General features: G+C 48.1%; 1 protein-coding gene. It reads left to right on the top strand.

What is annotated here, in order from left to right:
- Positions 1–14 precede the first annotated feature (14 nt).
- A partial coding sequence (locus tag LZP73_RS19320; protein ID WP_234236538.1) for a DEAD/DEAH box helicase family protein occupies positions 15–428 on the top strand: 414 nt, incomplete at its 3' end.

The following is a 428-nucleotide window of genomic DNA, read 5'->3' as shown; positions in this document are numbered from 1 at the left end:
ATCAGGATCAGACTGTGGAAACACTAGTTCGCGAGGGAATGATGATTGCGCAGATCGCTACTGGTGGCGGGAAATCTAATGTTGCCTGCAAAGCAGCTGCACGTATCGGTCGAATGACATTATTTTTAACAACCCGCTCTGTTCTGATGTTTCAAATGGCCGAAAACTTCCAGAGATCCATCGACTACCGCGCCAAAAATGGCGAACCGTGGTTAAAAGACCAAAAGGTTGGAGTCATTGGCTCGGGTGAGTTCCAGGTATCACGACATATCAACGTCGCTACAGTTCAAACTCTGGCAAGTTTCCTTGAAGAACCACCACGCGATGCAACACCAGATAAGAAGAGCTACCACCTCAAACGTCGGGACTTGGTGAAACGCTTCCTTTCAAGTGTGTCTCTGCTTATTCTGGAAGAGGCGCATGAGTCT

The organism is Shewanella sp. AS16 (assembly GCF_021412365.1).
Classification (GTDB): Bacteria; Pseudomonadota; Gammaproteobacteria; order Enterobacterales; family Shewanellaceae; genus Shewanella; species Shewanella salipaludis.
Note: the sequence above shows the minus strand (reverse complement) of the source record. Positions and strands in the feature narration are given on the sequence as shown.